The sequence below is a fragment of the Enterococcus sp. genome, assembly GCF_022711995.1.
Classification (GTDB): Bacteria; Bacillota; Bacilli; order Lactobacillales; family Enterococcaceae; genus Enterococcus_D.
Genome location: NZ_JALAHI010000005.1, coordinates 1 through 8,926 on the forward strand (window position 1 = coordinate 1; position 8,926 = coordinate 8,926).

Sequence of the window (8,926 nt, forward strand, 5' to 3'; positions counted from 1 at the left end):
AAACTGTAGTGCCCTTAGCATAAGCACAACAGCCTAATTTGATTATATTAGTATATATCTATATAACTTTATTCTTCTCACAATCTGCAGCTCCCCTACTTCTAACAAATATGCTTCCTCAAAACCTCACCCGATCTGTATCCGAAGGCAATTGATCATAGACCATTTCCCAGTGATTCTCCTGATAGAGTTCATACTTCTCGAAGACGAAGGGTAAGCCTTGGGCATGGGCAATGTCATCGCTGTCCATGACTTGAAAGTGCAAATGAGGCGAGGTGGAATTGCCAGAGTGACCGACGTTTCCTAGTAACTCGCCTTTTTGCAACTGTTGACCGACAGCTACAGCGATGGAATTGGTCTGCAAATGAACGAAAGCAAGATAAACTTGTGGGGCGTGTTTCACGATTAAATAGTTGCCAGCAATTTGGCTAAAATCGTCTTGGTATTCATTAAAGGTGCGGGCATTTTTGATTGCGATAGCGCCGTCGGATATCCAATGAACGGTTTGCCTTTCAGGAATGCCGTCAACCACAGCAATGACTTCACCATCACATGGGGCGTAGATTGGTTGACCCCAACAGTAACAGTTTGCTAATGGCACACCAGATAGGAAATATCTGGCAAAAGAGGTATCGTAAAACGGCTTATGGGGCTTGTCCCAATTGACTTGGACAAAATCAAAGGCATACCTCATTCCCATACGGTTGGTTCCATGACTGGGGACGCGTTTGACAGGAGTCGTGGGGGCTTGCCACTCTCCCCTTAAGGGAAACTCGATGCGGATGGGGCTTTTGAATGGATCCATGTTTTTTCCTCCAATTCTACAGATGGTTCTTCTCGTTGCACTTTTGTACCAGTATTCAATGGCTGCTGGGTGGGCGTTCTAACGTTTTAGAGAGTTTCTGTAATTGCTTGATTTTGGCTGTTAATCCGAGGGCATTTTCTTTGGCTTTTTCTAAGGAGGCGATCAAACGGTCACAGACAGAAATGATGTCTTCGTCAGGATCAGGTTGGTTTAGAACAGATTTAATATCTGGTTCCTGCGATTGATCCAGAGAATTGAGCAGTCGCAAGATGGCTTCTAATGAATAGTTGGCAGAGCGTAGAATCCGAATGATTTTCAAACGGTTCAAGTCGTCCATTTCATAAATTCGGTACCCATTCTGACTGCGCTTTAAAGTAAGAAGTCCGTTTAGTTCCCAATTCCGCAGTGCATCGGTAGTGACACCTAAGTGATCCGCTGCTTCTCTTCGCTTGAGGGAAAGCTTACTGTCTGCAGACTCTCCTTTCAACAAATGTTCCACGATGCGGATGGCTTCTTCGGCTTGAGCGATTTCTTGATCGACCGCCACGATATACTGATCCAACAAGGTTTGTGCGTGATCAAAGTCGTAATTCGCTAATGCTTTGATCATCTCTCGCATCCGCTCTCGCAGCCCAGACTGAAGAACTTCAATCTGGAAAGCGATACGTGCCGTTTTGATCAATTCTAGATGGTAGTCAGTGTAGATCCGATAGCCATTCTGCTTGCGCAGCGGCGTGGGGATCAATGCCCATTCTTCATAGCGGCGAATGGTATTTGGGTGAAAGCCAACGATTTTGGCAACTTCGGAAGTGCTATAGGTCTTCATTCTCCCCCTCCTAGCTTGTTACTAACAATGTTAGTTCATGCAGCGCCCGAGAGCAACTAGTATAAAGCAGATTACTCTTTTTTGTTAGCTGATGCGCGTGGACATCCGGCAGAATCACTTGGTCAAATTCCAATCCTTTCGCAAATTGAGGTGTGGTAAGGATCACTCCTTCTGCCATTGCTTTCGCCTCTTTTGTCAGGCAAGTCAAGGGGACCTCAACAAGCTGCTGTTTGATCGCAGTCATTGCGGCTTCGGTCTGGCAGATAATGCCACAGGTTCGATACGATGATTGTTGAAAAGAAGCAATCTGCTGCCGAAGTTCCGTCCATTTGTCTTGCTCTTTCGTTAGGTGGATCTCTGCCACTACTTTGCCGTGACGTTCCACCGGCTGGAGATCCTGATTGGTGGTAAAGCGTTTGGCATAGGTCATGATTTCATAGCTGGATCGGTAACTCCTATTGAAGGTAATCACGCGGCTGTCGGGAATGATTGTTTGTATTTGGGTCAACAAATCAGGATCCTCACTGAGTAGATTTTGACTAACATCTCCGCAGATCGTTTTTTGACAGGGAAACAATTGATCCAGTAAATAAAATTGGAGAAGAGAATAATCTTGCATCTCATCAATGACAAGATGCTTGATTTGGTGATTGATCGGCAGTCCTTCGATCTTCCATTTAAAAAAGAGATACGGGAAGGCATCGGAATAGGCAAGTGTATTTTCTTCTCTGAGTAACACTTCTTTTTGCGTGGCTAGGAATTTTTCATATTCCTTCAATGGTTGGGTGATTCCAGTTCGCTTCTTTAATTCATGGGCAATCCTTGCCGCAAATTTATTTTGATCGCCAGGCAACTCTTGGGCCAAGCGTTGTGCCAATTCTTTTATTTGCGGCCAAAGGGCTGATGATGGAAGGTTGGCGAGCGCTGCTTTGATTTGCTGTTTCATAAGACAGATGTCTGGCTGGATCACTAGGTCTTCACGGGACAGCTTCTTTGGGATCATTTCAAGGTACTCAGTTATGGCCCAAAAGAAGTTTGCGGATCGTTTGTGGAGATAGGACTGGGCTTTTTTCGATTGAGGATTGCTGAGGATTTCTGCAATCTCCTCTTGGTGATCCCCGATTACTAGTGATTCACCCATCAATGGCTGTACCAACTGTGTGATGTCTAATTGAAAGAGATCATCCTCGCCTAATTCAGGCAGCACAGTGGAAATGTAATCAGAGAAGACCTCATTGGGAGATAAAATCAACACCTCCGATGCTGCGAGTTCTGCTCTTTTTTGATAAAGCAGGTAGGCAATCCGATGCAATGCGATGGAAGTTTTTCCAGAACCGGCAACCCCTTGAATGAGTAGATTTTTTGTTTTGGAGTCTCTGATAGCTTCATTTTGCTCCTTTTGGATCGTGTGAATGATGGTTTTCATCTCTTTGGTCGTGTGCTTACTCAGTTCATTGATCAAAAAGTCATCGTTCAAGGAGTCGTTGCTGTCCACTAAGAAACGGATTGTGCCATTCTTGATGTCAAATTGTCGCTTCAATTGCAAGCTGCCGGTAAACTTCTTTCCCATCGACTCATAATAAGCGCTCCCTAAAGGAAAATCATAATACAAAGAAGAGATCGGTGCGCGCCAATCATAGACCAGTTGCTGCCCGTAGTTGTCGACAAACCCATATCTGCCAATATAAAATTTCTCGGCTTCCTCTTCCCCATCAAATTGAAAGTCGATCCGAGAAAAATAAGGTGTTTCTTGCAGATACGACAATTTTGCGATGCGATTGGTCTCAAAGGTATTCCGTTTATCGATAAACGATAAGTTCTGCTGATGGTTATAGACTTCGTATTTGTCTAATTCGTTTTTGTAATCCACCGTATATTTTTTGATTTCTTTGTAGGCTTGTTCATTAGTATCCACGGTTGTTTCAAGTTCTTGGATTTGCGCGGTGATCATTTTAATCACATCTGCTAAATAGCTGTTTTCATTGGTCATCGTCATCTCTCAAACCACCTTTCTTTCAAGACTTTAGCAAGAAACTATACATTGGTGGTATAGTGTAGGGTTTGATATAGCAAAGAAAAAGGATGCAGCGATCAAAGTCTGCATCCTTTTTCTGCTTGGTCCACTTATTTGAACTGCTTTTACTCCCAACGGAAATATCTGATCGCAACAAATAGACCGATCAATGTAATGACCACTAAAAGTGTTATCGTGAAAAAGATTCCTGTTTCTTCATGGAATGTGACTGCCTTCAGCAATTTGATTCCTTGGGCCAGTGGCATGACATCGGCAACTTTCTGTAAACCGGTTGGCAAGATTTCATATGGAACGGTTGCTCCTGAAAGAAAAAACATCGGAAAGAAAATCGCTGAATTGATCGCACCGGTGGCTTTTTCGCTAGGAGACAAGCTGGCGACAATCAACCCGACGGCATGGATCGAAACCATCACCAACAAATAGGCAGAAATAAATTGTCCCCAATGACCGACATAGGAAAATTGGAAACACGTGATCAAAACGCCTAATATCAACAGCATGGAAACAATACTGATCGTAAAACAAAACAACAGATGGGCGAAAAGTAACTGTGCTGGGCTGATCGGTGTTACTTGATATCGCTTTAAGATCTTGCGTTCCCGATAAGAAGACAATGCTAGCGGAAGCCCCATCACACCAGCTGAACAAATCCCGACTGTTGAGACAGCGACAAAGTTCGTATTCAAGGAGTGATTGTCCGGATCCATAAATGCCATCAGACAAATGATCCCGACTGGAACAAAAATCCCAAAGATCACTGAAGACATCTCTCTCATAGAAAGTTTTGCTTCTGATTTGTACAACAACCAAAATGTTTTCATTCCTACACTTCCTCCCCAACAAGCGTCAAGAAAGCCTCTTCGAGATTCTTCTTATTCACTTTTACTAGAATATCAGCTACTGTCCCGCTGGCAACTTCTTTGCCTTTGTTTAACACTAGAATCCGATCACACAGCGTTTCCACTTCATCCATGTAATGAGAGGTCAGAAAGATAGTGACCCCCTTGTCTTTTAAAGCGAGCAAGTATCGCCAAACCTCGCGCCGGGCCTGGGGGTCCAGTCCGGTTGTCAATTCATCCAAAAAAATGATTTGCGGATTCCCCATGATAGCCAAAAGGATACATAGCTTCTGTTTCTCGCCCCCCGATAATGTTCCGAGAAATGAATTCAATTTAGAGGCAAGGCCAAATTCATGGAGCGCCTGCTTCCAGTTTAGCGGGTTTTCATACAACGAATAGGTGATCTCGCAAATCTCTCTTACCTTTAATTGATTTTGAAAGGCAGATTCTTGGAATTGGACCCCCACATACTGAAACAGTCGTTTCCGTTCAGCCTTAGGATCTCTTCCCAAAAGCGAGATCCTTGCTGAATCACATTTTTGCGTGCCCAAAATACAATCGATCGTCGTGGATTTCCCTGCCCCGTTATGTCCTAACAAACCAAAGATGGTGCCCTTTTCGACTGTGAAACTAAGATCATCAATCACTCGTTTCTTCCCAAATGTTTTGCTCAATCCATGAACCTGTATCGCTGCTTGTTTGTTCATACATTCCCTCCCATCTGATCTGGACTCAGTTTAGCCGAAAATCAAACAATGATGGGATAGTGGAGGGAATGAAATTGGCTTTATCGTTGATCCTTCCTTCACACCGTTTTTTGCACAAGCTTATCTTTCAAGTATGGACTGGCGCAACATTCTCTTTTGCCTACTGTTGATCGTAATCAGTATCTTCATTTACTATCCATTCTTTAAAGTAATGGAGAATAATAAGACAAAATTAGTCGATCAAAATCTATAGCCATTCTTCGTAACAAAAACAAGACTAAGCTATTCTTGTTTTATAATAGAAAAGACAAATCCTTTCCCCTTCATCGAATCAACTCAATTCGAATCAGAAAAGGATTTGTCTTTTTTGGTTAAAACTCTTTCATTCAAAAAATGCGAAAAGTCAGCACAAGTTTAGGCATAATGAAAGATTTCAAAGCGGAGGCCTTCTGGCGTCTCAAAGAATAGTGCATAATAATTAGGCGCGATCCGTTCTTTGTATTCCATTGGTTTCCCATGAAGAATCTTTACTCCTAGTGCTTTGATTTTTGGATAGATCGCGTCTACGGCTTCCCTGCTTTCTGCTTTAAAAGCAATGTGTTGGAGGGAACCAGGCTTTCTAGAATCAATTGTTTCATTGACCCATTCTTGCTTTGGCGAACAGATTCCAAAATCAAAGGTATCACTCAAATATTCCACTACTTCCATATCGGCATGTTCGAGATAGCCTGAGTATTTCTTTTGAATATCAAAACCTAGCAAATGGAACAATTGGTCATAAAAAGGTTCCGCTTTTTTTACATCGTTGACAGTAATTTGAATGTGGTGGATTTGATACATCAGTGGCTCTCCTTTCGTTATAAACCAAAACAATTAACATTTCTCTATAGCAAAGGGTGGGTACTGAATCGCTCTTGTTGCCAAGTGAATGAGTTTTTCTTGATTGTCGTCAGCCGCAATTCGATTCGTCTTTAGGGTACCACAATTTCGGCAACGGTGAATGATTGCCCATTCGCCATCCTCTTTGGACCAAATACTGATAGGATCCATCTTCCCTCGGCACAACGAAGCTCGGTCTCCAGGAAGAGTATCCGCATGGAGACTCGTTAAACAGTGGGGACAGTGATTGCGATGCTGACTACCTGCATTTTCAGGATTTACAGGTCGACCGCATTCTTCACAGATAAAACTGTCAAAACAAGCCGTCTGTCGGTAATCGCTTTTTAGCTGACGCACCATTTTACTGATACCTTTTTCCCTGTTTGTCTTTTCTTTCAAATAGGCTGTTTTATCGTACGTATATTTTGCTTCTGCGTGTAGTTTAAGATAGCTTTCCCATCTGTCTAAAGACAATTTCTCTGCTCGCAAAGCTTCTTTGATGGCACATCCAGGCTCACTTTGATGGTGGCAATCCTTAAATTTACATTGCCCAAAGTAACCTTCTACATCAGCAAAGCTCTGTTTCAATCCATCGGTAGCATCCCAAATCCCAACTTCTCTCATTCCCGGTGTATCAATGATTTTGGCACCATTTCTTAACACTAGTAATTGTCTGTGACTCGTGGCGTGTCTGCCTCGACCATCTTTCTCACGAATAGCTTTCGTTCTCATCACGTTTTTGCCCATTAGATAATTAACCAACGTTGATTTCCCAACGCCAGATGAACCGACTAAGACAACGGTTTTATTTGGTTGGAAATATGGATCAAGTTCAGCGATTCCAGATTCAGTAAATGTACTGATTGCATGGACATTGGTGCCCATGGCCATCTGTTGGACGGCAGCAATCTTTGTTGCCCTCTCTTCTCCAAGGTCACTTTTAGTCAAAATGATGATCGGAATCCCCCCAGACTGCCAGGCAAGCGTTAAGTAACGCTCTAAACGGCGAAGGTTAAAGTCTCGGTTTAATGCTTGAAGGATAAACACATAATCAAAATTTGCGGCAATGATCTGCGCCTTATTTTCTGCTTCATTGGCACGAGCAAGAGCAGCCCTTCGAGGCAATGTTCGCAGAATCAGACTATGATCTTGCCCCCGCCAATCGACCATGACATAATCGCCCGTTACCGGATAATTCTCTTGGGTTGTGGAATAGCTGCCACGTTTTATTTGTGCAAATCCTCTTCCTTGTTCACTCATTAGTTCAAAGATATCCTTATGAATAGCTGTGATTTGGGCCTTTGTTTCAATTAAATCAGTCGTTTTTTTTGTATTCATTTGTTCTCTCTCCTACTTCAGAAAAGTAATTATTCTTCAACTAGAAGGCAGCAAATCCCTTCAGTCATTGAAATTCCTCTTCGTAATAAAGAGATACCTGTCTAAAATAATCAGCCATCTAAGGGTATTAAAAAAGACGATAGTCATCCTATCGTCTGAGATTACAATAATCCTCTTTATCGACAGATATCACTTCTACAAGCACAACAAATAAACCTCAGTTTATTTGTCTATTCAGCTTATTGATTAGATATCTGTGACACTCACCAAGCATACTCCATTCATCATATTAGATGGCATAGTTATTTTCAGGGTCAGTATAACAAATCGCTTTCTCTGAGTCAATATCGCTTCTGCTAGCTTCAACGAATGTCATTGAAAGCTAGCAAAAGTTTCTATTGAACTTCAAACAATGCACGTATTCATCACTTTCTGCGCCACAAGACCCAGCCTACAAGGCTCGTCAAGCCCAATCCTAGAAAAAGAAAACCATTGCTTTTTTCATTTGTTTGAGGCAATGTTCTTTGGGCAGTGGATATTGTTTTAGTTGTTCTAGCAGTTGTTACCTTTAAATTTGTTTTTATGTTGCTAGTCTCCGTTTTCGTATTCGATTTTGCTTGAGTCGAACTATCGATTATTTGAAGAATATTTTTTGTGTAAACGTAAGTCACTGTTTGTGCCATATTGCTGAAAGTGCCCGTCATATTTTTTGGTAATTGGGCTTTGTCTAAAGTATAGCCATCGATCGTTAACTGATAATCTGCCGTGCTAACATCGTATTTTTCCCCAATATTGCCTTGAAGTGTTTGCGATTCGTGAATTTGGTTGTCTTCATTATCCACATATTTCACCGTTACATCCGCTGCTGGGATTGGATTTTTGGTGTAGACGTAGGTCACGGTTTGGGCTGTATCACTAAAAGTCCCTTTCACGTTGTTTGGCAATTGACTTTGGTCTAGCGTATAACCATCAATTGTTAACTGATATTTCGCAGTGCTGGCATCGTATTTTTCCCCAATGCTGCCACTTAGTGTTTGTGAGTCATGTATTTTTTTGCCTTCACTATCCATATATTTAATCGTTACATCCACTGTTGGGATTGGATCTTTGTTGTAGACGTAGGTCACGGTTTGGGCTGTAACGCTGAAAGTACCGATCATATTATCTGGTAATTGCGTATTATCTAGCGTATACCCATCAATCGCTAGCTGATAGTCTGGCGTGTTGGCATCATATTTATCCCCAATATTGCCTTTAAGTGTTTGCGATTCGTGAATTTGGTTGCCTTCATTATCCACATATTTCACCGTTATATCCGCTGCCGGAACAGGGTTTTGGGTGTAAACGTAGGTGACAGTTTGGGCTGTATCGCTAAAAGTCCCTTTCACGTTGTTTGGCAGTTGGCTTTGGTCTAATGTATAGCCATCGATTGTTAGTTGATACTTTGCCGTGCTAACATCGTATTTTTCCCCAATATTTCCACTTATTATTTGTGAG

General features: G+C 42.2%; 8 protein-coding genes and 1 pseudogene. 1 reads left to right on the forward strand and 8 read right to left on the reverse strand.

Annotated elements, in window-relative coordinates:
- Positions 1 to 118: 118 nt before the first annotated feature.
- The 5 genes from Q0A12_RS00260 to Q0A12_RS00280 form a co-directional block, all read right to left on the reverse strand.
- Complete coding sequence (locus Q0A12_RS00260) at positions 119 to 805, reverse strand: M23 family metallopeptidase (RefSeq protein WP_291290727.1); 687 nt, start codon at positions 803 to 805, stop codon at positions 119 to 121.
- Between the two features lie 55 nt (positions 806 to 860).
- Positions 861 to 1,631, reverse strand: coding sequence for a MerR family transcriptional regulator (locus tag Q0A12_RS00265; protein ID WP_291290728.1), 771 nt, complete (start codon positions 1,629 to 1,631; stop codon positions 861 to 863).
- A gap of 10 nt (positions 1,632 to 1,641) precedes the next feature.
- Complete coding sequence (locus Q0A12_RS00270; protein ID WP_291290729.1) at positions 1,642 to 3,627, reverse strand: UvrD-helicase domain-containing protein; 1,986 nt, start codon at positions 3,625 to 3,627, stop codon at positions 1,642 to 1,644.
- 143 nt (positions 3,628 to 3,770) lie between these two features.
- The gene (locus Q0A12_RS00275; protein WP_291290730.1) at positions 3,771 to 4,487 is read right to left on the reverse strand and encodes an ABC transporter permease; all 717 of its coding nucleotides are present in this window, start codon (positions 4,485 to 4,487) and stop codon (positions 3,771 to 3,773) included.
- Positions 4,488 to 4,489: 2 nt separating this feature from the next.
- The gene (locus Q0A12_RS00280; protein WP_291290731.1) at positions 4,490 to 5,212 is read right to left on the reverse strand and encodes an ABC transporter ATP-binding protein; all 723 of its coding nucleotides are present in this window, start codon (positions 5,210 to 5,212) and stop codon (positions 4,490 to 4,492) included.
- 73 nt (positions 5,213 to 5,285) lie between these two features.
- Between Q0A12_RS00280 and Q0A12_RS00285 the strand changes: the two are divergent.
- A pseudogene (locus Q0A12_RS00285) lies at positions 5,286 to 5,465 on the forward strand (PTS sugar transporter subunit IIC); the annotation flags it as partial.
- A gap of 161 nt (positions 5,466 to 5,626) precedes the next feature.
- Here Q0A12_RS00285 and Q0A12_RS00290 read toward each other — a convergent pair.
- From Q0A12_RS00290 to Q0A12_RS00300, 3 genes are all read right to left on the reverse strand, one after another.
- Positions 5,627 to 6,055, reverse strand: coding sequence for a VOC family protein (locus Q0A12_RS00290; protein ID WP_366030666.1), 429 nt, complete (start codon positions 6,053 to 6,055; stop codon positions 5,627 to 5,629).
- 30 nt (positions 6,056 to 6,085) lie between these two features.
- Positions 6,086 to 7,429 (reverse strand): ribosome small subunit-dependent GTPase A, encoded by a 1,344-nt coding sequence (rsgA, locus tag Q0A12_RS00295; RefSeq protein WP_291290733.1) that lies wholly within the window; start codon positions 7,427 to 7,429, stop codon positions 6,086 to 6,088.
- Positions 7,430 to 7,854: 425 nt separating this feature from the next.
- On the reverse strand, positions 7,855 to 8,926 hold a 1,072-nt coding region (locus Q0A12_RS00300), incomplete at its 5' end, for a MucBP domain-containing protein (RefSeq protein WP_291290734.1).